The organism is Arenimonas sp., assembly GCF_036275555.1.
Lineage (GTDB): Bacteria > Pseudomonadota > Gammaproteobacteria > Xanthomonadales > Xanthomonadaceae > Arenimonas.
In genome coordinates this window covers 1-24,124 of the sequence record NZ_DASUDO010000024.1, presented here as the reverse complement: position 1 = coordinate 24,124, position 24,124 = coordinate 1, and the positions used below count along the sequence as shown (strand labels likewise).

Sequence of the window (24,124 nt, the reverse complement as noted above, 5' to 3'; positions counted from 1 at the left end):
GGCTTGCCCGATTCAACGGCGAGAGCTGCGTGATCATCGGCCACCAGAAAGGCCGCGACACCAAGGAAAAGATCCATCGCAATTTCGGCATGCCCAAACCCGAGGGCTACCGCAAGGCGCTGCGGCTCATGAAGCTCGCGGGCGAGAAGCAGCTGGGCGTCGAAGCGGAGCTGGAGCCGCTCGAACGCAAGCTCGGCGAGCTTCGCGCCGAGATCTACCGGAACCTCACGCCGCTGCAGCGCGTGCAGGTCGCCCGCAACGGGCGACGTCCGTTCACGCTCGACTACGTCCAGCACATCTTCACCGACTGGATCGAGCTGCACGGCGACCGCGCCTTCCGCGACGACGCCGCCATCGTCGGCGGCTGGGCGCGGCTCGACGGCGACACGGTGATGATCATCGGCCAGCAGAAGGGCCGCGACACCAAGGCCAAGATCAAGCGCAATTTCGGCATGCCGCGCCCCGAGGGCTACCGCAAGGCGCTGCGCCTGATGAAGATGGCCGAGCGCTTCAAGCTGCCCCTGCTCACCTTCATCGACACGCCGGGCGCCTATCCGGGCGTCGGCGCCGAAGAGCGCGGCCAGTCCGAGGCCATCGCCCGCAACCTGCTGGAAATGGCCGAGCTCAAGATCCCGGTCATCTGCACCGTGATCGGCGAAGGCGGCTCCGGCGGCGCGCTGGCCATCGGCGTCGGCGACCGCACCCTCATGCTCGAATACAGCACCTACTCGGTGATCTCGCCGGAAGGCTGCGCCTCGATCCTGTGGAAGTCCGCGGACAAGGCCCGCGACGCGGCCGAGGCCCTGGGCCTGACCGCGAAGCGCCTGTTCGAGCACGGCCTGGTCGACAAGATCGTGCCCGAGCCGCTGGGCGGCGCCCACCGCGATCCCGCCGCGATGGCGGCCACGCTCAAGCAGCTGATCCAGGCCGAGCTGGCGGTGCTCGACCGCGTCGAGATCCCGCAGCTGCTCGAGAACCGCTACCAGCGCCTGCGCAGCTACGGCGCCTACGAGGCCGCCTGACCGCGCCGCGGCGGCCGGGCCCGACGGGACGCCGCATGCCGCTGGATTCGCCGCCGCCGTCCCCTGGTTGCCCCGTCCGCGTCGCCTTCAGCGGCGGCATGGACTCGACCGTGCTGCTGCACTGGCTGGCGTCCAGCCCGGCGGTGCGCGCCGACGGACTGCGCGCGCTGCACGTGGACCACGGCCTGCAGCCCGGTTCCGCCGCCTGGGCGGCCCGCTGCGCCGAGGTTTGCGCAGGGCTGGGCATCGCCTTCGAATCGCGCCGCGTCGCCGTGCACGACGCGGGGGACGGCCTGGAAGCCGCCGCGCGCGCGGCGCGCTACGACGCCCTCGCGGACGGCCTGGTGCCCGGCGAGCGGGTTGCCCTGGCCCACCACCGCGACGACCAGGCCGAGACCGTGCTGCTGCGCCTGCTGCGGGGCAGCGGCGAGGGCCTGGCGGCGATGCGGCCGCTGCGCCGCTTCGGCGCCGGCTGGCTCTGGCGGCCGCTGCTGGACCAGCCGCGCGAAGCGCTGGCCCGCTACGCGCGCGAACACGGGCTGGCGTGGATCGAGGACCCCAGCAACGCCACCGACCACGCCGACCGCAACTTCCTGCGCCGGCAGGTGCTGCCGCGGCTCGCCGACCGCTGGCCCGGGGCCGCGGCGGGGCTGGCGCGCAGCGCCTCCCTGCTTGCGGGGCAGGCGGACCTGCTCTCTGGCGAGGACGCGCGCCGGCTGGCGCAGGTGCAGGGCCTGGACCCCGCCACCCTGTCGGTGCCGGCGTTAAAGGCGCTGGCGCCGGGCTGGCGCGACCGCGTGCTGCGCCGCTGGGTGCGCGACCTCGGCCTGCCGCCGCTGCCGCCCGCCGGCCTGCGCGCCATCACCGGGGAACTGCTGCCGGCGCGCGAAGACGGCGAGCCGGCCTTCGCCTGGTCCGGCGCCGTGGTGCGACGCTGGCGCGACCTGCTGTACGCCGGACCGACGATGCCGCCCCTGCCCGCGGACTTCGCGCAGGCCTGGGACGGCCGCTCGCCGCTGGCGCTGCCCACCGGCGACGTGCTGTCGCTGTCGCCGGCCAGCGCCTTCGATGCGCCGCTGCGCGTGCACGCGCGCCAGGGCGGCGAGCGCCTGGTGCTGCCGGGCCGCGCGCATTCGAGTGAACTCAAGCACGTGCTGCAGGACCTCGGCCTGCCGCCCTGGCTGCGCGCGCGGCTGCCGCTGCTCTCGGGCCCCGGCGGCGAGCTGCTGGCGGCCGGCGACGTGGCCATCGCGGCGCCGCTACACGACTGGCTGGCCGCCCGAGGCGCCTGCCTCCGCCTGCAGTCGCCGGCGATGCCGCGGCCACGTTGACCACCCGCCGCCTCGCCCCGCAAACTCCGCGCATGGCCGCCAAGACCCCCGCATCGCCGCCGTCCCCCGTCGCCCAGTTCGAGACCTCGCTCGACGAGCTCGAGCAGTTGGTGCAGAAGATGGAGAAGGGCGACCTCTCGCTCGACGATTCGCTCGCGGCGTACGAGCGCGGCGTCGGCCTGTATCGCCAGTGCCAGGGCGCGCTGGAGCAGGCCGAACTGCGCGTGCGCCTGCTCAGCGACCCGGCCGATCCCGACAGCGGCCAGCCGTTCCAGCCCGATGCCGGTTGATCCGGCCGCGGCGCGCTGGATGCAGCGCGTCGAAGCCCGCCTCGAAAGCGCATTGCCCCCGGCCAACGATTCGCCGGAACGCCTGCACTCGGCCATGCGCCACGCGGTGCTGGGCGGCGGCAAGCGCCTGCGCCCGATGCTGGTCTACGCCGCCGGCGCCGCCACCGGCGCCGATGAAATCCTGTGCGACGCGCCGGCCGCCGCGGTCGAACTGGTGCACGCCTACTCACTGGTGCACGACGACCTGCCGGCCATGGACGACGACGCGCTGCGCCGCGGCCGGCCCACCGTGCACGTCGCCTTCGACGAGGCCACCGCCATCCTCGCCGGCGACGCGCTGCAGGCGCTGGCCTTCGAGGTACTGGCGGACGCGCCGGCGGACGCCGCGCTGCGCGTCGCCTGGCTGCAGTCGCTGGCGCGCGCCGCCGGCGCGCCCGGCATGTGCGGCGGCCAGGCGCTCGACATCGACGCCACCGGCCGGCTGCTCGAAGTGGCGCAGCTCGAGCGCCTGCATGCGCTCAAGACCGGCGCGCTGATCCGGGCCGCGGTGCGGATGGGCGGGCTGGCGGGCGGTGCCGATGCCGGCACGCTGGCGCGGCTGGACGACTATGCGTCGGCGCTGGGCCTGGCCTTCCAGATCCGCGACGACATCCTCGACGTCGAAGGCGACAGCGCCCAGCTCGGCAAGACCGCCGGCAAGGACCAGGCGCAGGAAAAATCCACCTACCCGGCCCTGCTGGGCATGGCGCGCTCGAAGGCGCTGCTGGCGGAGCTGGCGGAAAAAACAAAAGCGGCCCTGGGGCCGCTTGGCGACGAGGCCGGCGCACTGCGCCGGCTCGCCGAATTCGCGGTCGCGCGGGCCAACTGACCGGCGCGACGCGCGCGGCTCAGCTGACCAGGCGGATGGCGACCGGGTAGCGGTAGCTCTCGCCGTTGTTGGCCTTGATGCCGGCCAGGATGCAGAACACGATGTTGCCGATCAGGATCACCGGGTAGAGCAGGAAGCCGATCAGCAGGAAGCTCAGCACCACGGCCACGATCCAGGCCAGCAGCACGGTGATCTGGAAGTTCAGCGCTTCCTTGGACTGCTCGGTCAGCCAGGACTTGTCGGCCTTGTCCTTGTTGATCAGCCAGATGATCAGCGGAACGATGAAGCCGGCGATGATGCCCGACAGGTGGGTGATCAGGGCGAGGGTTTTGTCTTCGGCTTGCACGTCGTTCATTCGGTTCCCCTTCGATTGGATGCTTGGTTTGCTGGCGCCGGGGGCGCCTTGGCCCGGCTAATTTCCGGGCTTGTGAAGAGGCTGTCAAGGCAACGCAGGATCAGGCCTCCCCGGCCACCATCATCCGCCCGACCAGGATCGAACCGACCGAAACGTGCGAGCGCCGGTCGACGTCCGCGCCCACCGCCTCGATGGCCAGGAACATCTCCGGCAGGCGGCCGGCGATGGTGAGTTCGTCCACCGGGTGGACCAGCTCGCCGCCTTCGACCCAGAAGCCCGCGGCCCCGCGCGAATAGTCGCCGGTGACGGTGTTGGCCCCCTGCCCCATCAGCTCGGTGACCAGCAGGCCGCGGCCCATGGCCCGGGCCATGTCCTCGAGCCCGCTGGCGTTGGCGGCGACCTCGAGGTTGTTGACGCCGCCGGCGTTGCCGGTGCTCTTGAGGCCCAGCTTGCGGGCCGAATAGCTGCCCAGCACGTAGCGCTGGAGGATGCCGTCGCGCACCAGGTCGGAATCCACCGTGGCCACGCCCTCGGCGTCGAAGGCCGAGGAGCGGATGCCGCGCGGCTTGTGCGGCCGCTCCGAGATGGCGAACCACGGCGGCAGGATCTGCTTGCCCGCGTGGTCGAGCAGGAAGCTGGCGCGCCGGTACAGCGCGCCGCCGGACACGGCGCCGAGCAGGTGGCCGATGAGGCTGCGGGCCATTTCCGGCGCGAACAGCACCGGGTACTCGCCGGTGCGGATCGGCCGCGGATCGAGGCGGCGCAGCGTGCGCTCGGCGGCGCGGCGGCCGACCTGGACCGGGGCCTCGAGGTCGTCGGGCGAGAGCGCGCTGGTGTACCAGTAGTCGCGCTGCATCCGGTCGCCGCTGCCGGCGATCAGCGACACGCTGAGCGAGTGGCTGGTGCCGCGCTCGGCGCCGAGGAAGCCGTGGCTGTTGGCGTATACCGAGACGCTTTCGCTGCTGTAGGCGCCGGCGCCGTCGGAATTGGAGATGCGGGCGTCGGCGGCGCGGCCGGCGGCCTCGGCCTCCAGCGCCAGCGCGATGGCGCGGTCCGCGTCGAGCGGCCACGGGTGCCAGCCGTCGAATTCGCGCAGGTCGGTGGCCATGCGGTCGGCATCGGCCAGGCCGGCGGCCGGGTCGGCCTCGGTGTGGCGCGCGATCGCGCAAGCCTGCTCGACGCTGGCGCGCAGGCTGTCGGGCTGCAGGTCGGCGGTGCTGGCGCTGCCCTTGCGCTGGCCGAAGTACACGGTGAGGCCGACGCCGCGGTCGCGGGTGCGCTCCACGGTTTCGACCTCGCCCATGCGGACGTTCACCGACAGGCCGGCGTCCTCGTTCATGGTCACCTCGGCCTGGCTGGCGCCGAGGCGCGCGCATTGGTCCAGGACCTCGCGGGCCAGGCCGGACAGGCGGTCCATCCGGGCCAGGGAATCATCGGAAGCTGCGGTCAGGGGCTGCATGGGCGTATCCTTTCGCTCCAGGACGGTGGTGGACGATGCACGAAGAAGACTTCGAAGACGAGGAACACGACTACGGCCCGAGCCGCAGCGAGCAGCGCCGCGAGGCGCTGGCGGTGCTGGACCTGGCCATGAAGCTGGTCGGCGAGAGCGACGCGCGGCTGCAGCAGATCCCGATGGACGAGGACCTGCTGGCGCTGGTGATCGCCTCGAAGAAGATCACCTCGCAGATCGCGCGCAAGCGGCAGATCCACTTCCTGGCCAAGCAGATGCGGCGGCAGGACGACGAGGCGCTGCAGGTGATCCGCGCGGCGCTGGACCACGACAAGGCCGAAGGCCGCCGCGAGGCGCAGGCCCTGCACGAGGTCGAGTACTGGCGCGACAAGCTGGTCGCCGACGGCGACGAGGCGCTCTCGGAGCTGCTGGCCAGCCACCCGCACGCCGACCGCCAGCACCTGCGCCAGCTCGCCCGCAACGCGCACCAGGAACGCCTGAAGAACAAACCCCCGCACGCCTACCGCGAACTCTTCCGCGAACTCCGCACCCTCCTCGCCGCCTCCGGCGACGGCTCTGGCGAGTGAGGCCGGGTGGCTCCGCGGGATCGCGCCGCGAAGACTGTGGGCCAGGTGTCCGAACGCGGATAAAAGCGGATGCACGCGGATAAGAGCGGATGAAGATGGGTTTTTTGGCCTTGGGTTTTTCAATGGCTCAATCCGCTTTTATCCGCGCGCATCGGCTCTGATCCGCGTTCAACCGCGCCAGCGACCGAAGCGCCGGAAAAATCAGGCACGCGTGCCGCCGATGGTCATGGCGTCGATCTTGAGGGTGGGCTGGCCGACGCCGACGGGGACCGACTGGCCGTCCTTGCCGCAGATGCCGACGCCCTGGTCGAGTTCGAGGTCGCGGCCGACCATGCTGACGCGGGTCATGGCCTCGGGGCCGTTGCCGATCAGGGTGGCGCCCTTCACCGGCCGGGTGATCTTCCCGTCCTCGATCAGGTAGGCCTCGGTGGCCGAGAACACGAACTTGCCGCTGGTGATGTCGACCTGGCCGCCGCCGAAGTTCGGCGCGTACAGGCCCTTCTTAACCGAGGCGATGATCTCGGCCGGGTCGTAGTCGCCGGCCAGCATGTAGGTGTTGGTCATGCGCGGCATCGGCAGGTGCGCGAAGCTCTCGCGGCGGCCGTTGCCGGTCGGCGCCACGCCCATCAGCCGGGCGTTGAGCGTGTCCTGGATATAGCCGCGCAGGATGCCGTCCTCGATCAGCGTGGTGCACTGCGTGGGCGTGCCCTCGTCGTCGACGTTGAGCGAGCCGCGGCGCGCCGCCAGCGTGCCGTCGTCGACGATGGTGACGCCCGGTGCCGCCACGCGTTCGCCGATGCGGCCCGCGTAGACCGAGGTGCCCTTGCGATTGAAGTCGCCCTCGAGGCCATGGCCCACCGCCTCATGCAGCAGCACGCCCGGCCAGCCCGGGCCCAGCACCACCGGTAGCGTGCCGGCCGGCGCGTCGACGGCCTCGAGGTTGACCAGCGCCTGGCGCAGGGCTTCCTTCGCCACCGCGCGCGGCCGCCCGCCGGAGAACAGCTCGGCATAGGAATAGCGGCCGCCGGCGCCGGAGTAGCCCTGCTCGCGGCGGCCGTCGTGCTCGACGATCACCTGCACGTTGAAGCGCACCAGCGGCCGCACGTCGGACGCGAGCGTGCCGTCGCTGCGCGCCACCAGCACCGTGTCGACGCCACCGGAGAGGCTCACGACCACCTGCTTGACGCGCGGATCCTGCGCGCGCAGCCACTGGTCGACCTCGCGAAGCGCGTGGATCTTCTCGTCCGTGGCCATGCCGTCGATCGGGTCCACCGGCGCATAGAGTTCGCGCCCGCGCACCACGACGCGCTGGCCGCCCGCCGACTGGCCGCCGCTGCGGCTGATCGCGCGCGCGGCCGAGGCGGATTCGAGCAGCGCATCGGCGCGGATGTCGTCGGAATACGCAAAGCCGGTCTTCTCGCCGCTGACCGCGCGCACGCCGACGCCCTGCTCGATCGAATGCGAGCCGTCCTTGACGATGCCGTCCTCCAGGCTCCAGCCCTCGCGCCGGCTGTGCTGGAAATACAGATCGCCGTAATCCACGCCCGGCCCCATCAGCCGCCCGAAGGCCGCGTCCAGGCCATCGAGGCCGAGGCCGCCCGGCGTGAGCAGGCGCGATTGGGCGAGTTGCAGGGTGTCGGTCATGGGCGTGGGCGGCGTGCGGGAGTGATGATCAGGGTGACAGATGTGGGGGATGGGTGGGGTGATCAAGGGGTGGAAGACGGGAAAAGCGAGGAAATAGTGAAGAGGAGTTAGGAGATAGTGAGAAGCGGCGTTCGCGCGGCTGATCCGATGCGGCGTCCTCTTCCACTGGTTCCTGTTTCCTCTTCACTAGTTCCCATCCCCCCGGAAACCTCACCGAGCCACCCACTACCTCCTACCTCCTACCTCCTATCCACTATTTCCTAAGCTCCTCGCTCGCTAGTCCCCGCCGGCCACCGGCGGCCCCTTCTCCACCACTTCAATCACCGGCTCCTTCCACGGCCCGGTCACCCGGTACACCGTGCGCGCGGCTTGCTTGAGCGGTTTCTGCAGCACGGCCTGCGCGACCGCGCCGACCGCGGCGCCCACCGGGCCGCCGGCGATCGCGCCGATCGCGGGCAGCACGCCGCCGGCCTTGGGCAGCACCTCGATGCGCTGGTCGTACTGCTGCGCGCGCAGGTCGGTCGAGCCGCTCACGCGGATCTCGGCGGCGGGGCCGTTGATCTGCAGCAGGTCGGTGCTGGCGCGGCCGTCGGCGAACACGAATTCGCCCCGCATGGTGTTGAAGCCGAAGCCCTTCTCGAAGAAATCGCTGAAATCGAGGCTGAGCCGGCGCGGGATCTCGGCGAGGCTGATCAGGCCCAGCACGCGCCCTCCGCCGCCGGGCTCGACCTCCAGCAGCTGGCCCTCGCCCACGTCGACCGACAGCTTGCCTTCGAAACGCGCCAGCGCGAAGGCGCCCGGCGAACCCGGCCAGCCACCCTCGAGCCGGCCGCGGGTCTCGCCGTCCTCGACCATGCCGGCAAGCCCGAAAGCCCCGAGCATGTCGCCCAGGCTGTCGGCGCCGAAGTCGACCGCGAAGCGCGAGCGGCTGCTGCCCTCGCCGGCGCGCAGCCATTCGCCGCGCGCGCGCAGCTGCACGGCGTCCGAGGTGGTGTCGAATCGGTCGATGCGCAGGCCCTCGGGCATCGGCTGCGCCGCGAGCTCGGCCACGCCCAGCGCCAGCTGGCCCAGCCGCAGGTCCTGCACCCGGAAGCGCAGCGGCGGCAGCTTGGCCGGGTCGTCGCTGCGGCCGGCCTCGAGCGTCGCCCGTTGCTCGGGCGTGGGCTCGGGCTTCTCCGGCCAGTGCAGGCGCGCGAAGCGGCCGTCGATGCCCTGCGCCAGGTCGCGCGGGATGTCGATCTCGCCCGCCACCGCGGGGCCCTCGAGCGACAGGCGCGTGCGCTCGGGCTCGCGCCGCAGCTGCAGGCGGGTGTCGGCGAAACGGGAGCCGAGCAAGTCGAGGTTGGCGACGCGCAGGTCCACTTCGCGCAAGCCGCCGGCACCCTCGCCCTTCGCCGCGAACGCGATCCAGCCGGCGGCGTCCAGGGTTTCGGTGCGGCCCAGCGCCACCAGGCCCTGCTGCGGCAGCGGCGGCTCCTCGCCGGGCCCGAACAGCAGCAGGCCGCCCATCGCATCGTCGCTGCCCATGCGCCCGCGCAGGCGCAGGGTGTCGCCGAGCTGCATGCGCACTTCGCCTCCCGCGAGCGGCAGCGGCGCCTGCAGCCGCAGCGGCCAGCGCGCCTCGGCCGGCTTGGCCAGCGGCGCCGGCAGCGCCACGGCGGTGCCGACCAGGTCGGAGTTGATCGACAGCCGCGAGGGCGCCGCCGCCGCGCCCGGCACCGACTGCGGGATGTCCACCGCCACGGTCCAGGTGCTGCGCCCGACCAGCCACGGGTCGAGCCAGGCCAGCGGCGGGTGCCTCGCGATCAGCGTCTGGGCCGGGAACCCGCCGACCAGGCTGGCGCGGGCGGCGAGGCCGGCATCACCGGTGTAGTCCGCGCCGACCATCAGGCTGAAGCGCGCGGGTTCGCCCTCGAACTCGACCTCGAGCGCGTCGGCGATGAAGCCGCGGTCGCTGAAGCGCGTGCGCCCGTTCACTGCCTGCAGGTCGATGTCCCAGCGCGGATCGGACAGGCGCGCACCGGCGAGGTCGATGGTGCCGTCGATGCGGCGGCCGCCCAGGCGCGCAGCCAGCGGCAGGTCGAGCGACAGCCGCACCTCGGCCGGGCCGCGGATGCTGGCGTTGAGCAGGTGCTCCTCGAAGCGCGCGCGCAGCGGACTCTCCAGCATCAGCGCCTGCAGCGAAGCGCCGTCGGCGGGCGCCTCGATGTCGAGCACCAGCCGCGGGTCGCGGAAGTCGGCGATGCCGCCCGCCACCCGGCGCACGCGGTTGCCCAGGATCATGCCCTGGCCTTCGAGCGTCATGCCCGGGCCGTCGAAGGCGACATCGAGGTCCATCGCCTCGGCGTCCGGCCACTCGGGATTGAAGGCCACGCGCGCCTGCGAGACGCGGGCGCGGGCGTCGAAGCGTCCCTCGCCGTTGCGGAACGGCCAGTCGGCCAGGTCGCCGGCGAGCACGGCGCGGCCCTGTTCGACCGAGCCGTCGAGCAGCGCCCGGTCGAGCCACTCGATGGTCGTGGGCGGCATCTTGCCCTGCACCCAGAACTTGCCGGCGGCCGGCACCGGCGACGGATCCACGATCGCCGCGAGGTCTACCCGCGGCCGCCGGGCCTCGCCCGGGAAATGCAGCTCGGCGCGCAGCCGCGCCCCGAAATCGGCACCCCGGATGCGCAGGTCGCTGGCGCCCGCCGTCCACAGCCCACCCTCGCGCCACCAGCCCAGCGTGCCGCCCAGCCGGAAATCCAGCGGCTGGCGGAACTTCGGCCAGTCGAAACGCGCCGGCCCTTCGGCCAGGCGCAGCACGCCGCCGTCCTGGTCGTAGGCGACGCTGCCGCCCAGGCCCTGCACGCCCGGCTGGCCGCCGTAGGGCGCCCAGCCCACGGCGTCGATCCGCGCCGAGCCGGACCAGTCGCCCTCGCGGCCCTGCACCTGCACGTGGTGCAGCACGCCGTCGGGCGCCGCCTCGTGCAGCCACTGGCGCAGGCCGGCGGGCACGGCCGGGGCCAGGGTGGCAAGCGCGCGCGCCGGGGCCAGGTCCATGCGCGGCGCCTGCAGCGCGAAGCGCTCGCCGCCGGCCAGCCACAGGCCATCGAAGCTGTGCGGTTCGCGCCGCCCGCCCTCGTGGAAGTGCAGCTCGGGCGCGTGCAGCTGCCAGCCGTTCGCGTCGGCCTGCCAGCGCGCCAGCAGGTCGGCGCGCTCGAAGGCCACCGGCGGCGACGACAGCGCGTCGCCGCCGTCGCGGTGCCAGGGCGTGCGCGCCACCAGCGCGATCGGCGCGAGCTGGGCGCGGACGCGCACGTCCATGACCCGTTGGGTATCGATACGCGCCCAGAGGTCGACCGCGCCCTTGCCGGCCACCACCATGCCGGTGTCGGCCAGCAGCGGCGACCATTCCTCCAGCGCCAGCGGCTTGCCGCCAGCCCAGAGCAGGCCCGACCAAGTGCCGCGCTCGAGGTCGGCGACGGCCTGCAGCGGCGTGCCCTCGCGATCGGCCCAGGCGCGCACGCCGGCGAGCAGGCGGTCGCCGCCGACGCGCAGGCGCAGGTCGACGCGCGGCAGCCGCAGTTCGCGCTTGAAGGCGGGCGAGCGCACCGCGAGGTTGGCGCGTTCCACCTGCAGTTCGCCCAGCGCTTCGAGCGTGTCGAGCGGATCGACCGCCGGATCGGGCTGGAACGGCAGGCCGACCATGCGCCAGCGGCGGTCCTCGCCCTGCTCCAGCACCAGCGAAAGCTCGCGCACCTTGAGTTCGGTCAGCGGCGCGCCGGGCAGCAGGCCCGAGTACACCGCCACCAGCAGTTCGGCGCGGCCGATGTCGAGGCGGCGGCCTTCGGGGCCGATGCGCAGCCCGTCGAGCGTGAAGCGCGGCCCGCGCCGGGTCCACTCGCCGCGCGCGGCGTCGAAGGCAACCGGCTGGCGCAGCCGTTCCGACAGCCAGCCGGCGATCTTGTCCGGGTGTCGCTCGACCAGCGGCAGCAGCTGGTTCAGGCCGCCGACCAGGGTGGCTGCGAGGATCAGCAGCACCAGCAGCCCGTAGCCGGTGAAACGGCGGGCATGGCGGATCCGGCGGCGCAGCGGCGAACTCATCCGCGGCTCAGAGCAGGACCACGTCGTACTGTTCCTGCGCGTACTGCTCGTCGGCCTGGAAGCGGATGGACTTGCCCAGGAACTCCTCGAGCTCGGCCACCGCGGCGGATTCCTCCTCGGTGATCTTGGTCACCACCCGCGGCGACGCGATCACCAGCAGCTGCGAGGCCTCGAACTGGCGCACGGCGCGGGTGATCTCGCGGAAGATCTCGTAGGTCAGCGTTTCCGGCGTCTTCAGCGTGCCGCGGCCGCCGCATTCGTGGCAGGGCTCGCAGAGCTGGCGCTCGAGGCTCTCGGTGGTGCGCTTGCGCGTCATCTCCACCAGGCCCAGCGGCGAGAACTCGTGCACCGAGGTGCGCGCATGGTCGTGCAGCAGGCCCTTCTCGAGCGTGCGCAGCACCTGGCGCCGGTGCTCGTCGTCGGTCATGTCGATGAAGTCGATGATGATGATGCCGCCGAGGTTGCGCAGCCGCAGCTGGCGCGCCACCGCCTGCGCGGCCTCGAGGTTGGTGCGGTACACCGTTTCCTCGAGGTTGCGCTGGCCAAGGAAGGAGCCGGTGTTGACGTCCACCGTGGTCATCGCCTCGGTCTGGTCGATGATGAGGTGGCCGCCGGACTTGAGCGGCACCTCCTTCTGCATCGCCCGCAGGATCTCGTCCTCGACGCCGTAGAGGTCGAAGATCGGCCGCTCGCCGGCGTAGTGCTCGATGCGCTCGGCCAGGTCGGGCATGAACTGGTTGGCGAAGGTCGTGAGCTTCTCGAAGGCCTCGCGCGAATCCACCCGCACCTTGTCCACGTCCTTGCGCATCAGGTCGCGCACCGCGCGCAGCGGCAGCGCCAGGTCTTCGTAGATGCGTTGGCCGACCCGGGTGCTGGCGCTGGCGGCGCGGATCACGCCCCAGGCGCGCTGCAGGTAGGCCACGTCCTCGGCCAGCGCCTCGTCGGGCTGGCCCTCGGCATTGGTGCGCACGATGTAGCCCTGGCCCGAGCCATTCGCCAGCGACGCCATCAGGGCCTTGAGCCGCGCGCGCTGCGCCTCGTCCTCGATGCGGGCCGACACGCCCAGCACGCGCGAGTGCGGCAGGAAGACCAGATAGCGCGACGGGATCGAGAGCTGGGTCGTGAGCCGCGCGCCCTTGCTGCCGATCGGGTCCTTGACCACCTGCACCACGATCTCCTGGCCTTCGTGCACCAGCGAGTTGATGGTCGGCGGCGGACCGGGGGGCGGCGGCGCGTCGTCGCCCTCGCCCGCCAGCGCCGGCTTGAGGATGTCGGAGGCGTGCAGGAACGCCGCGCGGTCCAGCCCGATCTCGACGAAGGCCGCCTGCATGCCGGGCATCACCCGCTGCACGCGGCCCTTGTAGATGTTGCCGACCACGCCGCGGCGCGAGGCGCGCTCGATGTGCAGCTCCTGCAGCATGCCGTTCTCGACCACCGCGACGCGGGTCTCGCGCGGGGTGACGTTGATCAGGATTTCCTCGGACACGCGGTTCCCCGGTTCAGTGCAGGAGCCCGAAGCCGCGCAGCAGGCGCGCGGTTTCGTGCAGCGGCAGTCCCATCACGCCGGTGTAGCTGCCGGCGAGGTGGGCGACGTGGGCGCCGAAGCGGCCCTGGATGGCGTAGGCACCGGCCTTGCCGAAGCAGTCGCCGGTGGCCACGTAGGCGGCGATCATCGCCTCGTCGAGCGGCTCGACGCGGACCTCGGAGACGCAGGTGGCGTTCGCCTCGCGGCCGGCGCTCACCAGCCAGACGCTGGACACCACGCGGTGGGTGCGGCCCGAGAGCATGCGCAGCATGCGCGCGGCGGCGTCGGCGTCGGCCGGCTTGCCGAACACCTGGTCGCCCAGCACCACTTCGGTGTCGGCGCCGAGCACCACCGCGTCCTTGTTCGCGACCACCGCCAGCAGGCCGGCGCCGGCCTTTTCGCGGGCGACGCGGCGGACGTAGTCATCGGGCGGTTCGCCGGGCAGGCGCTGTTCGGGAACGTCCACGTCGAGCAGGCCGAACGCGAGGCCCAACTGGGCCAGGAGGTCGCGGCGGCGCGGGGATTGCGAGGCGAGATAGAGCATCGCCCAAGCATAGCCGCTGGCACCGTCCGCGGGCAGTTCCCCGGCGGGTGGCTTCAGCGGGCAGCCGGTCGCGTCAGGCGCGGTGGTAGGGGTGGTTGGCGAGCAGGCTGGCGGCGCGGTAGAGCTGTTCGGCCAGCACCAGCCGCACCAGCATGTGCGGCAGCGTCAGCGGCCCGAGCGACCAGCTTTCGCCGGCCGCGGCGATCACGTCGGGCGAATGCCCCTCGGGCCCGCCGACCAGGAAGGCCAGGTCGCGGCCCTGCTGGCGCCAGTGTTCCAGGCGCTGCCCCAGCTGCTCGGAGGAATACGGCTTGCCGCGGCCATCGAGGGTGACGACATGCGCGCCGCGCGGCACCGCCGCCAGCACGCGCTCACCCTCCTCGGCCATGGCCCGCGCGGCATCGCGGCCCTTGCCGCGCATCCCCGGCGCCACCTCCACCAGCTCCAGCGGCAACCAGTGCGACAAGCGCTTCTGGTACTCGCCAAACCCCGCGGCCACCCACTCCGGCGCCCGCTCACCCACCGCGATCAGCCGGGCTTTCATCGGTGATGGGGCGCCAGGGGAATGAACGCGGATAAAGGCGGATGCACGCGGATAAAAGCGGATTGACTGAACAAGGAATTCATCCGCTCTTATCCGCGTGCATCCGCTTTGATCCGCGTTAGATACGAAGCGCCTGCCAGCGCGAGGACTAGACCGTCGCGGAGTCTTCGGGCGGCTGGTCGCCGACGGTCCAGAGGCGCTCGAGGGCGTAGAACTCGCGGACGCGGGGCAGCATGACGTGGACGATGACGTCGCCCAGGTCGACCAGCACCCACTCGGCCTCGCGCTCGCCTTCCACGCCCAGCGGCATCACGCCGCACTTCTTGGCGAACTTGACCACTTCGTCGGCCACCGACTTCACGTGGCGGGTCGAGGTGCCCGAGACCACGACGAGGTAGTCGGCGATGCTGGTCTTGCCGCGCACGTCGATCTCGACGGCATCCTTGGCCTTCATTTCCTCCAGCGCCAGGTGCACCTGCTTGAGGATGGCTTCCGGCGACGGGGCCGGGTCGGGCATCTGGGTCTTGATGACGTGGGCTTGGGTGGTCAACGTGGCGCTCGAATCGGAAAGACGGGCCGCATTATACGCCCGCCGGGCCCGGGCCGCCCCGGTAGAGCCCTTCCCGGGCGATGTAGGCCGCCACTGCCGGGTCCAGCCAGCCCGCGCGGCCGCCGGCCCCGGCGAGGCCGCGACGCACTTCCGTGGCCGAGGCCGGGTGCAGGGCCATGTCCAGCCTGAACAGCCGGCCGGCCGGCGCGGCCGCCAGGTCGGCGGGAGCCTCGCGCCAGCGGCCGGCGCAGGCCGCGGCCAGCGCCGGCGGCAGCGGGTCGAGCGCATGCCCCGGGCGCACCGCGACCACGAAATGGGCCAGCCCCAGCAGCGCCTCCCACTCATGCCAGGTCGGCAGCCCGCGGAAGGCGTCGGCGCCCAGCACCCAGGCCACGGCCGCGGTGGGCCCGGCCTCGGCGCGCAGGTCGCGCAGCGTGCGCACCGTCCAGGACGGCCCCTCGCGCCGCAGTTCACGGGTGTCGATGCGGAACCCGGGCTCGCCGGCCAGGGCCAGCTCCAGCATCCGGGTGCGCTGGGCGGCGCTGGCGCCGGGCGCGGGGCGATGCGGCGGATCGGCGGCGGGCACGAAGGCCGGGGCGGTGCCGAAGGCCTCGCGCACCGCCCGCGCCACCGCCAGGTGGCCGGCATGCACCGGGTCGAAGGTGCCGCCGTAGTAGAGCGCCAGCGTCACGACGCCAGCAGGCCCCGGGCGCGGGCGTCGGCGATCGCGGCCAGCAGCCGCTCCAGCCGCAGCCAGGGGTCGCCGCCGCCGCGGCCCTTGGCGGCGCGGTCGATGGCGCCGCACTCGGCCACGAAGGCCTCCCAGCGCGACGGCGGATGCCGCTCGATCGCGCGCCGGTACATCGCCTGCTTGCTGTCCCAGACGCGCGCCTCGCGCATCGCCGACATCACGTTGCCCGACTCCGCCGCGCGGGCGAGCGCGCAGAGCGCCAGCACTTCCTTCGCGACCATCGGCATCAGGCCCGCCACCTGGTCGCCCTCGGCGCGCAGCGCGGCCAGCATGCGCACCGCGCGCGGCGCATCGCCGGCGAGCGCCGCGTCCACCAGCTTGAACACGTCGAAGCGCGAGGAGTCCGCGACCAGCTGCTCCATTTGCGCCTCGTCGATGGCCTGCGCCGCGGCGCCGCGGCCGGTACCGACCAGCAGCGCCAGCTTGTCCACTTCCTGCGCGGCCGCGAGCAGGTTGCCCTCGACGCGGTCCGCCAGCCGCTGCACGGCGTCAGGCGTGGCCACCAGGCCGCGCCCGCGCAGGCGGCGCTGCAGCCAGTCGCCCAGTTCGTGCGTCTTCAGCGGATAGATCGGCAGGAAGTGGCCCGCCTTCGCGATCGCCTCGCTCCACTTGCCGGCGTGGGCCTTGCTCCAGTCCTGCGCGGTGATCAGCAGCACGGTGTCGGGCGGCGGGTTTTCGCAGTATTCGCGGATCGCCTCGCTGCCGTCCTTGCCCGGCTTCCCGGTGGGCAGGCGCAGGTCGAATACGCGGCGGCTGGCGAACAGGCTCAGCGAGGCCAGGCCGCGGCTGAGCGTGTTCCAGTCGAAGCTGCCCTCGGCGTCGTAGACCTCGCGCTCGGTGTAGCCCTCCTCGCGGGCGCGGGCGCGGATGGCATCGGCGGCCTCCTGCACGAGCAGCGGTTCGCCGCCGGCCACCAGGTAAACCGGGCGCAGCGGCTCGCCGGCGAGCTGGCGCTCCAGGCGGTCTGCGCGCAGCTCCATCAGTCGGCGCGCAGCACCGCGTCCAGGCGCCGCAGGATCGCGGCCTGCATCTCGCGGCGCAGTTCGTCCTGGATCAGGGCCTGCTCGGCCGGGCTGCCGGCGGAAGCGACGCTGTCGTAGGTGTACTCGCGCGACAGCTCGACGTCCTGGGCCGGCACCCGCACGGCGCCGTCGGCGCCGACCAGGTCGAAGCGGACGCGGTAGGTGGTTTCGTACTCGCGCACCTGGGCCAGGCGGTCGAGCGCCAGCGGGCGGGTGCCGAGCGACTCGGACAGCACGCGCAGCTGCGCGGCCGGCTGGCCGTCCACGGCGGGCGTGGCCCCGGCACGGGTGAGCGCCACCGACAGCCCCTGGCCCAGCGGGCTGTAGGGATCGCTGGTGGACACCTTCACCGGGCCGAGGTCGTCGGCGAGCGCGAGCGAGGCGCGGGGGCGGAAACCGCAGGCGGTGGCGACCGCGAGCAGGCAGACCAGGACCAGTAGACGCTGCATCAGCTTCACCCCGCGACGATGTTGACGATCTTGCCCGGCACGACGATCACCTTGCGCACGGCCAAGCCTTCCAGGAACTTCTGCACGTTCGGCTCGGCCAGGGCCAGGGCTTCGATCGTGTCCTTGCCGGCGTTCACCGACACCTCGATGGTACCGCGCAGCTTGCCGTTCACCTGCACCGCCAGGGTGGCGGCCTCGCGCACCAGCGCGGCCGGGTCGGCCTGCGGGAACGGGATGTCCTCGAGCGTGGCCTCGGCATGGCCCAGGCGCTGCCACAGCGCGTGCGAGGTGTGCGGCGTGATCGGGTTGAGCAGCAGCGTCACGGCCTCGAAGGCCTCCTGCCGCAGCGCCCGGCCCGGCGCGCTGGCGTCGTCGAACTTCGCGATCGCGTTGAGCAGCTCCATCACCGCGGCGATGGCGGTGTTGAAGGTGTGGCGGCGGCCGTAGTCGTCGCCGACCTTCTGGATGGTCTCGTGCACCTGGCGGCGCAGCGCCTTCTGCGTGGCGTCGAGCGCGGCGGCGTCCAGCGCCGGCGCGGGGCCTTCGGCCACGTGCTTCTGCACCTGGCTCCAGAGCCGGCGCAGGAAGCGCGCCATGCCCTCGACGCCGGCCTCGTTCCACTCCAGGCTCTGCTCGGGCGGCGCGGCGAACATCGAGAACAGGCGCACGGTGTCGGCGCCGTAGCGGTCGACCATGGTCTGCGGGTCGACGCCGTTGTTCTTCGACTTCGCCATCTTCTCGGTGCCGCCGATCTTCACCGGCTGGCCGTCGCTGCGCAGCACCGCGCCGGTGGCGTGGCCCTTGGCGTCACGCACCACGTCCACGTCGGCCGGATTGAACCAGTCGTTGGGCGCGCCCGGGTTCTCGCGATAGAACGTGTCGGCGACCACCATGCCCTGGCACAGCAGATTGGTGGCCGGCTCGTCCGACTTCACCAGGCCCGCGTCGCGCATGAGCTTGTGGTAGAAGCGGAAATACATCAGGTGCATGATCGCGTGCTCGATGCCGCCGATGTACTGGTCGACCGGCAGCCAGTAGTTGGCGCGCTCGTCCACCAGGTCGGTGGCGCCCGGCGAGGTGTAGCGCGCGTAGTACCAGCTCGACTCCATGAAGGTGTCGAAGGTGTCGGTCTCGCGCTCGGCGGCACCGCCGCAGCCCGGGCAGGTGGTCTTGCGCCATTCCGGATCGGCCTTGATCGGCGAGGCCACGCCGGTGAAGGCGACGTCCTCCGGCAGCTTCACCGGCAGCTGGTCTTCGGGCACCGGCAGCGCGCCGCACTTTTCGCAGTAGATGACCGGGATCGGGCAGCCCCAGTAGCGCTGGCGGCTGACGCCCCAGTCGCGCAGGCGGAAATTGACGCGGCGACGGCCGAGGCCTTCGCCGGCCAGCTTGTCCGCCAGCGCGTCGAACGCGGCCTGGAAGCCCAGCTTGTCGAGCGCGCCGGAGTTGACCACGTGCATGCGCGGATCGGTCTTGTCGGCATACCAGTCCTGCCAGGTGTTGGCGTCGTAGGTCTCGCCGTCGATCGCGACCACCTGCTTGATCGGCAGGCCGTACTTGTGCGCGAACTCGAAGTCGCGCTCGTCGTGTCCCGGCACGGCCATCACGGCGCCGGTGCCGTAGCCCATCAGCACGAAGTTGGCGATCCACACCGGCACCTTCTCGCCCGACACCGGGTGCACCGCGTGCAGGCCGGTGAAGATGCCCTTCTTCTCCTGCGTCTCGAGCTCGGCCTCGGACACGCCGCCGCGGCGGCACTCATCGATGAAGGCGCGCACGGCCGGATTGCCCGACGCCGCCCACAGCGCCACCGGGTGTTCGGCCGCGACCGCGACGTAGGTGACGCCCATCAGCGTGTCGGGGCGGGTGGTGAAGACTTCCAGGGGCTCGGCCAGGCCGTCCACGGCGAAGCGGATCTCCAGGCCCTCGCTGCGGCCGATCCAGTTGCGCTGCATGGTCTTGACCGCCTCGGGCCAGCCGGAGAGCGTATCCAGGCCGTCGAGCAGCTCCTGCGCGTAGTCGGTGATCTTGAGGAACCACTGCGGGATCTCGCGCTTTTCCACCAGCGCGCCCGAGCGCCAGCCGCGGCCGTCGATCACCTGTTCGTTGGCGAGCACGGTGTGGTCCACCGGATCCCAGTTCACGACCGAATTCTTGCGGTACACCAGCCCCTTCTTCATCAGGCGGGTGAACATCAGCTGCTCCCAGCGGTAGTACTCCGGGGTGCAGGTGGCGAACTCGCGGGTCCAGTCGTAGGCGAAGCCCAGGCGCTGGAGCTGGCCGCGCATGTGCTCGATGTTCCTGTAGGTCCACTGCGCCGGCGCGGTCTTGTTCTTGATCGCGGCGTTCTCGGCCGGCAGGCCGAAGGCGTCCCAGCCCATCGGCTGCAGCACGTTGAAGCCCTTCATGCGCCGGTGGCGGCTGATCACGTCGCCGATGGTGTAGTTGCGCACGTGTCCCATGTGCAGCGCGCCCGAGGGGTAGGGCAGCATCGAGAGGCAGTAGTACTTCGGGCGCGAGGCGTCCTCGCGCACGGCGAAGGCGGCCGTGGCCTGCCAATGGGTCTGCGCGGCGGCTTCCACCGCCTTCGGGTCGTAGGCGCTGGGGTCTTGGATGTCGGACATGGGTTTGGGGCGGGGAAAAACAGGCGTCCAGCGTAACAAATCGGCGCGCGTCCGGGCGCGCCGCCCGGCGCCGCCGGCCCTCGCGGCGCCTTGACGGCGCGCGCTGCGCCAGCGGGTACCATCGGGCGACCACTCCAAGGGGAATCCGATGCGCCCGATCCATGCCCTGCTTCCACTCGCCCTCTGCCTCGCCCTGCCCGCCGCCGCCCAGGCAGAAACCCTCGCCCTGCACTGCGGCCAGCTGTTCGACAGCGCCGCGGGCCGCAACCGGGCGGAGCAGACGATCGTCGTCGCCGAGGGCAAGGTCCGCGAGGTCCGCGCCGGAATGGCCGCGGTCGAGGGCGCCCGCTCGGTGGACCTGCGCGGCCACACCTGCAGCCCGGGCTGGATCGACCTGCACGTGCACCTGGGCAACCAGTCCAGCGCCCAGTCCTACTCCGAAGGCTTCCGGCTCAACCCGGAGTTCACCGTGCTGCGCTCGGTCGGCTATGCCCGCAAGACCCTGCAGGCCGGCTTCACCACCGTGCGCGACCTCGGCGGCGAGACCACCCTGGCCCTGCGCGACGCCATCGCCCAGGGGCTCATCGAGGGCCCGCGGGTGTACGCGGCCGGCAAGTCCATCGCCACCACCGGCGGCCACGCCGACCCCACCAACGGCATGAACCACCTGCTCGAGGACGCGATCGGCGAGCCCGGCCCGGCCGAGGGCGTGGTCAACAGCCCCGAGGAGGCCCGCCAGGCCGTGCGCGAGCGCTACCAGGACGGCTCCGACGTCATCAAGATCACCGCCACCGGCGGCGTGCTGAGCTACGCCAAGAGCGGCGACGGCCCGCAGTTCACCGAGGACGAAGTGCGGGCGGTGGTCGAGGCCGCGAATGACTACGGCTACCGCGTCGCCGCCCACGCCCACGGCAAGGAAGGCATCCGCCGCGCCATCGTCGGCGGCGTGACCTCGATCGAGCACGGCACCTACATGGACGACGAGATCTTCGCGCTGATGAAGAAGAACGGCACCTGGTACGTGCCGACCATCAGCGCCGGCCGCTTCGTGGCGGAGAAGGCGAAGATCGACGGTTTCTACCCCGACGTGGTGCGGCCCAAGGCCGCGCGCATCGGCGCGCTGATCCAGACCACCTTCGGCCAGGCCCACCGGGCCGGCGTGCGCATCGGCTTCGGCACCGACGCCGGCGTCAGCCTGCACGGCGACAACGCCGACGAGTTCCTGTTCATGGTCGAGGCCGGCATGGCGCCGGCGGCCGCGCTGCAGACCGCGACGGTGAACGCCGCCGAGGTGCTGGGCGTCGCCGACCTGGGCCGGATCGCGCCGGGCTTCCGCGCCGACGTGGTGGCGATGCCGGGCGACCCGCTGGCCGACATCCAGGCGGTCAAGGCCGTGGACTTCGTGATGAAGGACGGCGTGGTCGTGCGCCAGCCCTGAGCGTACCCGGCGGGCTCAGCCCCGCCACTCGAAGACGTCCTGCACGCCCACGCCGAACACGTGGGCGATGCGGAACGCCAGCTCCAGCGACGGCGCGTACTTGCCCGACTCGAGCGCGATGATCGTCTGGCGCGTGACGCCCGCCTCGCGGGCCAGCGCCTCCTGCGTCATTTCGCCGCGCTCGAAGCGCAGCCGGCGGATGTGGTTGGCGAGGACCGTGCCGGTCATGCCCGCCGATCCCGCCAGTAGCGCACGACCGCATACCCGTACTCGACCACGAAGCCGAGCACGATCGCGTACACCAGCAGGTGGGCGATCGCATGGTGGGTGGCCCAGGCCAGCCGCTCGGCCGGCGAGGCGGCCAGCAGCAGCACCAGGGAAAACACCGACAGCGCCAGCGCGGCCCGGCCCCACACGGCCCCGCGGGCCCCGATCTCGCGATCGCGTTCGTCGGCCTGGACCCGCTGCTTCCAGCGCCGGTCAACCAGCCAACCCACGGCGGCAAGGATGACCAGCCCCACCACGATGCGGCGGCCGATCCGCTCGCCGTCACCCGGCCTCAGGGCGCCCAGCAGTTCGCCAGATTCGACCACCACGCCGGCCATGACCAGGACCGTGGCGACCAACCCGCCCCAGGCCCGCCACTCGCCGGGGGAGATCGCCTCGTCGAAGCCGCTGCGAGGCCAGGTCATCAGCAGGTGCACCGCCGCCAGGCCAAGCAGTACCGCGAGGGCGAACCCGAGGGTGCCGGCATCGACGCCGGCCACCCGCGCGACCGCGCCCATCTGCAGCCAGGCCGCCAGCGCGGCCAGGAGGACCCAAATCGCCAATACCTTGACGGACACGCGCATCGTAATCTCCGGCATACAAAATGTAATCTGCACTTTACATCCCGATTCGTCCCTGTCAAGCGATGGTTGGGCAACCCATGGCACGGGTCGCGGCGCGCGGCCCGCGGTCACACTCGACACACCTCCCGCGCCCTGCCTGCCATGGAACTAGCCCTGCAAACCCACGCGCTCAGCCGCCGCTTCGCCGGTGGCCACGGCGTGCATGACCTCGACCTGGCGGTGCCCGCCGGGAGCATCTATGGCTTCCTCGGCCCCAACGGCGCCGGCAAGACCACCACCATCCGCCTGCTGCTGGGCTTGCTCAAGCCGGACGCGGGCGAAGTCCGGCTGCTGGGCGAACGCCTCGACCCCACGCAGCGCGGCGCGCTGGCCCGGGTGGGCGCGCTGGTCGAGAACCCCTCGCTGTATCCGCACCTCGACGGCCGCGCCAACCTCGAGGTCACGCGGCGCCTGCTCGGGCTGCCCGCCGGGCGCGTGGACGAAGTGCTCGAACGCATCGGCCTGGCCAACGACGCCGGCCGCCGCGTGCGCGAGTATTCGCTCGGCATGCGCCAGCGCCTCGGCATCGGCCTCGCCCTGCTGTCGCGGCCGAAGCTGATGGTGCTCGACGAGCCCGGCAACGGCCTCGACCCCGCCGGCACCCAGCAGCTGCGAGGCTTCCTGCGCGAACTGGTGGCCAGCGAGGGCCTGACGCTGTTCCTTTCGAGCCATTTGCTGGGCGAGGTCGAGCAGCTGGCCAGCCACGTCGGCGTGCTCGATCACGGCCGGCTGCGCTTCCAGGGCACGCTGGCGGCGCTGCGCGACCGGGTCCGCCCGGCCCTGGTGCTGCGCTGCGACGATCCGTCGCGGGCGATCCGCGTGCTGGTCGAGGCCGGCGAAGACCCGGCCCTCGCCGAAGGCCGCGCGCTGCGGCTCTGGCCGCGGCTGCCGGTGCCCGAGCTCAACCGTCGGCTGGTGGCCGCGGGCGTCGCCGTCGCCCACCTGGCGCTGGAGCCGGTGACGCTGGAGCGCCTGTTCTTCGACCTCACCGCGCCGGCCGATCGTCGGGAGCAGGTGGCATGAACGCCCTCGCACGCGCCCTGTGGGCGGAGCAACTGAAGCTGCGCGGCACGCTGGCGCTGTGGATGTGCGTGGTCGCGCCGGCCCTGGTGGTCGGCGTCTACGTCCTGCAGATCACCTTCTCGAACTTGCCGGCGCGCGTCGAAGACGTCGATGGCGCCAGGGCCTGGCGGGCGCTGGTGCAGTCGACGCTGCTGCTCTGGGCCTTCCTGATGCTGCCGCTGCTGGTGACGCTGCAGGCCGCGCTGCTCGCCGGCCTCGAGCACCAGGGCCAGCACTGGAAACACCTGCTGGCGCTGGCGCCGCCCCGGCACGTGCACTACCTGGCCAAGCTGCTTGCGCTGCTGGCGATGCTGGCGCTGGCGCACGCCGCCATGTTCGCGCTGGTCCCGCTGGGCGGCGCGGTGCTCATGCTGGCCAAGCCCGCCTTCGGCCTCGCCGGTGCGCCGCCCTGGACCACGCTGGCGTCCACCCTGGCCACGATCCTCGGCGCCACCGTGCTGCTGGCGGCACTGCACACCTGGATCGCGATCCGCTGGCGCAGTTTCGCGGTCGCCGTCGGCGTGGGCATGGGTGCCACCGTGATGGGCTTCCTGATCGGCCAGTCGGCGCGCTTCGGGCCCTGGTACCCGTGGTCGCTGCCGCTGCAGGTGCTGGCGGATGACCCGCAGGTGCCCGGGCGGGTGCTGGCGCTCAGCCTCGCGGGTGGCGTGGTTGCGGCGCTGGCGGGCGTGGCCTGGTTCCGGCGCATCGAAGCCGCCTGAGCCCCGTCGGCGCGCCGCCGGGCTTGCACACCGCGGCCGGTGGCACCATGTGGGGTAGCCACCCCACCGCACGGACACGCGATGAACCCCGCCAGCCCCCATGTTTTCGACGCCAGCCTGCCGACCTTCGAGCAGGACGTACTGCTCAGGTCCAAGGACGTCCCGGTGCTGCTGGACTTCTGGGCCACCTGGTGCGGTCCCTGCAAGACGCTCGGGCCGGTGCTGGAGAAGCTGGCCGCCGAGTTCAACGGCGGCTTCGTGCTGGCCAAGGTGGACGTGGACCAGGAGCAGCAGCTGGCCGGCTACTTCCAGATCAAGTCGGTCCCGACGGTGATGCTGGTCAAGGGCGGCCAGATCGTGGATGGCTTCCCCG

At 72.2% G+C, this 24,124-nt stretch carries 23 protein-coding genes; 9 read left to right on the top strand and 14 right to left on the bottom strand.

The annotated features are described in order from the left end of the window. Positions 1–35: 35 nt before the first annotated feature. From VFV21_RS06340 to VFV21_RS06325, 4 genes are read left to right on the top strand one after another with little or no spacing between them, the layout of a single operon-like run. The gene (locus tag VFV21_RS06340; RefSeq protein WP_414638501.1) at positions 36–1,022 is read left to right on the top strand and encodes an acetyl-CoA carboxylase carboxyltransferase subunit alpha; all 987 of its coding nucleotides are present in this window, start codon (positions 36–38) and stop codon (positions 1,020–1,022) included. 35 nt (positions 1,023–1,057) lie between these two features. After that, positions 1,058–2,353: a tRNA lysidine(34) synthetase TilS gene (tilS, locus tag VFV21_RS06335; RefSeq protein ID WP_329668620.1), complete on the top strand. Its 1,296-nt coding sequence runs from the start codon at positions 1,058–1,060 to the stop codon at positions 2,351–2,353. Positions 2,354–2,385: 32 nt separating this feature from the next. Continuing rightward, positions 2,386–2,643 carry an exodeoxyribonuclease VII small subunit gene (locus VFV21_RS06330; RefSeq protein ID WP_290888461.1) on the top strand — a complete coding sequence of 86 codons (258 nt, stop codon included), beginning with the start codon at positions 2,386–2,388 and terminating at the stop codon, positions 2,641–2,643. Continuing rightward, positions 2,633–3,511, top strand: a complete 879-nt coding sequence (locus tag VFV21_RS06325) for a farnesyl diphosphate synthase (protein WP_329668619.1) — start codon at positions 2,633–2,635, stop codon at positions 3,509–3,511. Before VFV21_RS06330 ends, VFV21_RS06325 begins: the two co-directional genes overlap by 11 nt. Positions 3,512–3,530: 19 nt before the next feature. On the opposite strand, the gene VFV21_RS06320 is transcribed toward VFV21_RS06325, so the two are convergent. Together VFV21_RS06320 and pmbA are read right to left on the bottom strand one after the other, a co-directional pair. Further along, a complete protein-coding gene (locus VFV21_RS06320) occupies positions 3,531–3,866 on the bottom strand; it encodes a DUF4870 domain-containing protein (protein ID WP_329668618.1) in 336 nt (111 codons plus the stop codon). Between the two features lie 100 nt (positions 3,867–3,966). Continuing rightward, a complete protein-coding gene (gene pmbA, locus VFV21_RS06315; protein WP_329668617.1) occupies positions 3,967–5,325 on the bottom strand; it encodes a metalloprotease PmbA in 1,359 nt (452 codons plus the stop codon). A 35-nt stretch (positions 5,326–5,360) separates the two neighbouring features. Between pmbA and yjgA the strand changes: the two genes are divergently transcribed. Next, entirely contained in the window at positions 5,361–5,903 is a 543-nt protein-coding gene (gene yjgA / locus VFV21_RS06310) for a ribosome biogenesis factor YjgA (RefSeq protein WP_329668616.1), read from the top strand. A gap of 201 nt (positions 5,904–6,104) precedes the next feature. Here yjgA and tldD read toward each other — a convergent pair whose 3' ends face one another. From tldD to leuS, 10 genes are all read right to left on the bottom strand, one after another. Next, positions 6,105–7,547: a metalloprotease TldD gene (gene tldD, locus VFV21_RS06305; RefSeq protein ID WP_034211833.1), complete on the bottom strand. Its 1,443-nt coding sequence runs from the start codon at positions 7,545–7,547 to the stop codon at positions 6,105–6,107. A gap of 276 nt (positions 7,548–7,823) precedes the next feature. Next, the gene (locus tag VFV21_RS06300) at positions 7,824–11,630 is read right to left on the bottom strand and encodes a YhdP family protein (RefSeq protein WP_329668615.1); all 3,807 of its coding nucleotides are present in this window, start codon (positions 11,628–11,630) and stop codon (positions 7,824–7,826) included. Positions 11,631–11,637: 7 nt separating this feature from the next. Next, positions 11,638–13,116 (bottom strand): ribonuclease G, encoded by a 1,479-nt coding sequence (rng, locus tag VFV21_RS06295; RefSeq protein WP_034211830.1) that lies wholly within the window; start codon positions 13,114–13,116, stop codon positions 11,638–11,640. A 13-nt stretch (positions 13,117–13,129) separates the two neighbouring features. Next, positions 13,130–13,699 carry a Maf family protein gene (locus VFV21_RS06290; protein WP_329668614.1) on the bottom strand — a complete coding sequence of 190 codons (570 nt, stop codon included), beginning with the start codon at positions 13,697–13,699 and terminating at the stop codon, positions 13,130–13,132. Positions 13,700–13,772: 73 nt separating this feature from the next. Then, entirely contained in the window at positions 13,773–14,243 is a 471-nt protein-coding gene (gene rlmH / locus VFV21_RS06285) for a 23S rRNA (pseudouridine(1915)-N(3))-methyltransferase RlmH (protein ID WP_329668613.1), read from the bottom strand. Between the two features lie 148 nt (positions 14,244–14,391). Beyond that, positions 14,392–14,793 (bottom strand): ribosome silencing factor, encoded by a 402-nt coding sequence (gene rsfS, locus VFV21_RS06280; RefSeq protein ID WP_034211824.1) that lies wholly within the window; start codon positions 14,791–14,793, stop codon positions 14,392–14,394. Positions 14,794–14,824: 31 nt separating this feature from the next. Continuing rightward, on the bottom strand, positions 14,825–15,484 hold the full coding sequence (gene nadD, locus VFV21_RS06275; RefSeq protein ID WP_329668612.1) for a nicotinate-nucleotide adenylyltransferase: 660 nt from the start codon (positions 15,482–15,484) through the stop codon (positions 14,825–14,827). Then, on the bottom strand, positions 15,481–16,524 hold the full coding sequence (gene holA, locus VFV21_RS06270; protein WP_329668611.1) for a DNA polymerase III subunit delta: 1,044 nt from the start codon (positions 16,522–16,524) through the stop codon (positions 15,481–15,483). The genes nadD and holA overlap by 4 nt, the downstream gene beginning before the upstream one ends. Then, positions 16,524–17,015 (bottom strand): LPS assembly lipoprotein LptE, encoded by a 492-nt coding sequence (lptE, locus tag VFV21_RS06265; RefSeq protein WP_329668610.1) that lies wholly within the window; start codon positions 17,013–17,015, stop codon positions 16,524–16,526. The genes holA and lptE overlap by 1 nt, the downstream gene beginning before the upstream one ends. A 5-nt stretch (positions 17,016–17,020) precedes the next feature. Then, positions 17,021–19,639, bottom strand: coding sequence for a leucine--tRNA ligase (leuS, locus tag VFV21_RS06260; RefSeq protein WP_329668609.1), 2,619 nt, complete (start codon positions 19,637–19,639; stop codon positions 17,021–17,023). Positions 19,640–19,787: 148 nt separating this feature from the next. Between leuS and VFV21_RS06255 the strand changes: the two genes are divergently transcribed. Next, complete coding sequence (locus VFV21_RS06255; RefSeq protein ID WP_329668608.1) at positions 19,788–21,077, top strand: amidohydrolase family protein; 1,290 nt, start codon at positions 19,788–19,790, stop codon at positions 21,075–21,077. A 15-nt stretch (positions 21,078–21,092) separates the two neighbouring features. Here the strand turns inward: VFV21_RS06255 and VFV21_RS06250 are convergent, their stop codons facing one another. Then, entirely contained in the window at positions 21,093–21,305 is a 213-nt protein-coding gene (locus tag VFV21_RS06250; RefSeq protein WP_329668607.1) for a helix-turn-helix transcriptional regulator, read from the bottom strand. After that, a complete protein-coding gene (locus tag VFV21_RS06245; protein ID WP_329668606.1) occupies positions 21,302–21,907 on the bottom strand; it encodes a hypothetical protein in 606 nt (201 codons plus the stop codon). Before VFV21_RS06245 ends, VFV21_RS06250 begins: the two co-directional genes overlap by 4 nt. Before the next feature lie 162 nt (positions 21,908–22,069). Here VFV21_RS06245 and VFV21_RS06240 point away from each other — a divergent pair, with 162 nt between their 5' ends. The 3 genes from VFV21_RS06240 to VFV21_RS06230 all read left to right on the top strand — a co-directional run. Next, the gene (locus VFV21_RS06240) at positions 22,070–22,990 is read left to right on the top strand and encodes an ABC transporter ATP-binding protein (RefSeq protein WP_329668605.1); all 921 of its coding nucleotides are present in this window, start codon (positions 22,070–22,072) and stop codon (positions 22,988–22,990) included. Continuing rightward, positions 22,987–23,751, top strand: a complete 765-nt coding sequence (locus VFV21_RS06235) for an ABC transporter permease (RefSeq protein ID WP_329668604.1) — start codon at positions 22,987–22,989, stop codon at positions 23,749–23,751. The genes VFV21_RS06240 and VFV21_RS06235 overlap by 4 nt, the downstream gene beginning before the upstream one ends. Before the next feature lie 81 nt (positions 23,752–23,832). After that, a partial coding sequence (locus VFV21_RS06230; RefSeq protein ID WP_329668603.1) for a thioredoxin family protein occupies positions 23,833–24,124 on the top strand: 292 nt, incomplete at its 3' end.

Bases quoted from the DNA above. Each gene is read 5' to 3' on its own strand.
- tilS (WP_329668620.1), top strand. From the start codon at position 1,058: ATGCCGCTGGATTCGCCGCCGCCGTCCCCTGGTTGCCCCGTCCGCGTC.
- VFV21_RS06330 (WP_290888461.1), top strand. From the start codon at position 2,386: ATGGCCGCCAAGACCCCCGCATCGCCGCCGTCCCCCGTCGCCCAGTTC.
- VFV21_RS06325 (WP_329668619.1), top strand. From the start codon at position 2,633: ATGCCGGTTGATCCGGCCGCGGCGCGCTGGATGCAGCGCGTCGAAGCC.
- VFV21_RS06320 (WP_329668618.1), bottom strand. From the start codon at position 3,866: ATGAACGACGTGCAAGCCGAAGACAAAACCCTCGCCCTGATCACCCAC.
- pmbA (WP_329668617.1), bottom strand. From the start codon at position 5,325: ATGCAGCCCCTGACCGCAGCTTCCGATGATTCCCTGGCCCGGATGGAC.
- yjgA (WP_329668616.1), top strand. From the start codon at position 5,361: ATGCACGAAGAAGACTTCGAAGACGAGGAACACGACTACGGCCCGAGC.
- tldD (WP_034211833.1), bottom strand. From the start codon at position 7,547: ATGACCGACACCCTGCAACTCGCCCAATCGCGCCTGCTCACGCCGGGC.
- VFV21_RS06300 (WP_329668615.1), bottom strand. From the start codon at position 11,630: ATGAGTTCGCCGCTGCGCCGCCGGATCCGCCATGCCCGCCGTTTCACC.
- VFV21_RS06290 (WP_329668614.1), bottom strand. From the start codon at position 13,699: ATGCTCTATCTCGCCTCGCAATCCCCGCGCCGCCGCGACCTCCTGGCC.
- rlmH (WP_329668613.1), bottom strand. From the start codon at position 14,243: ATGAAAGCCCGGCTGATCGCGGTGGGTGAGCGGGCGCCGGAGTGGGTG.
- holA (WP_329668611.1), bottom strand. From the start codon at position 16,524: ATGGAGCTGCGCGCAGACCGCCTGGAGCGCCAGCTCGCCGGCGAGCCG.
- lptE (WP_329668610.1), bottom strand. From the start codon at position 17,015: ATGCAGCGTCTACTGGTCCTGGTCTGCCTGCTCGCGGTCGCCACCGCC.
- leuS (WP_329668609.1), bottom strand. From the start codon at position 19,639: ATGTCCGACATCCAAGACCCCAGCGCCTACGACCCGAAGGCGGTGGAA.
- VFV21_RS06255 (WP_329668608.1), top strand. From the start codon at position 19,788: ATGCGCCCGATCCATGCCCTGCTTCCACTCGCCCTCTGCCTCGCCCTG.
- VFV21_RS06250 (WP_329668607.1), bottom strand. From the start codon at position 21,305: ATGACCGGCACGGTCCTCGCCAACCACATCCGCCGGCTGCGCTTCGAG.
- VFV21_RS06240 (WP_329668605.1), top strand. From the start codon at position 22,070: ATGGAACTAGCCCTGCAAACCCACGCGCTCAGCCGCCGCTTCGCCGGT.
- VFV21_RS06235 (WP_329668604.1), top strand. From the start codon at position 22,987: ATGAACGCCCTCGCACGCGCCCTGTGGGCGGAGCAACTGAAGCTGCGC.